The organism is Paenarthrobacter sp. YAF11_1 (assembly GCF_052113445.1).
Lineage (GTDB): Bacteria > Actinomycetota > Actinomycetes > Actinomycetales > Micrococcaceae > Arthrobacter.
Genome location: NZ_JBFRDF010000036.1, coordinates 1 through 708, shown reverse-complemented (window position 1 = coordinate 708; position 708 = coordinate 1). Strand labels below are relative to the sequence as shown.

The window sequence follows — 708 nt, the reverse complement described above, 5'->3', positions numbered from 1 at the left end:
AAGGAGAAGGCGATGGTGGACGTCGCGCCTTGGAAGTCGTTGTTGGCGGTGGTGGGGAACGCGGTGGTGACCTTGAGGTTGTCGGTCTTGGCCGAGGTCACGGAGGTGAGGTTGGTGAGGACCTTGTTGGCGGTGATGACCGGGGCGGAAGCCAGGACGGTGGTCTTGGTGCCCGTGCAGTTGTAAGGGGCGGCGGAGCCGGTCCAGGCCACGGAGCAGTTTTCGATGGTCAGTTGCAGGCCGTTGGTCACGTCCGTGGTGAGCAGGGATCCGGTGGCTCCGGCGGAGGTGGTGAGGGTGACGTTGTTCAGGTCCGAGTTGCCGCTGTTGGCCAGGGTGACGAGTTTTTCGACCTTGTCTCCGGGGAGCAGTCCTGCGATGGGGACGTTGAGGGTGTTGGCCGGGCCGGGGGCGCCCAGGGCGATGGTGACGGTGCCTGCGGTGACGGCCTGGGAGGCGGAGGTCGAGGAGGTGAACGCGCCGTAGGTTCCCATGCCGGCGACGGCGGCTGCGGTGCCGACCAGTGCGACGGAAGCGAGGATCTTGCCGGAGGTGGTCTTGAGGCTGATGGCCATGGGAATCAGTGTCCTTTCGGTGGGCCACCGTGAGACCGGCCGGCCGTTTCTTCCAGCCTCTCTGGCTGACAAGAACTACTCTGCCGGGGCTGGATCAAGAACAAATCCTGCAAACCCGCAACACTTCCTCAGG

At 64.8% G+C, this 708-nt stretch carries 1 protein-coding gene; it reads right to left on the bottom strand.

Going from position 1 to position 708, the window contains the following annotated elements:
• Nucleotides 1–575 (bottom strand): TasA family protein (locus AB4Y77_RS22955; RefSeq protein WP_442015460.1); only part of this gene is annotated, 575 nt, incomplete at its 3' end.
• Nucleotides 576–708: the final 133 nt, after the last annotated feature.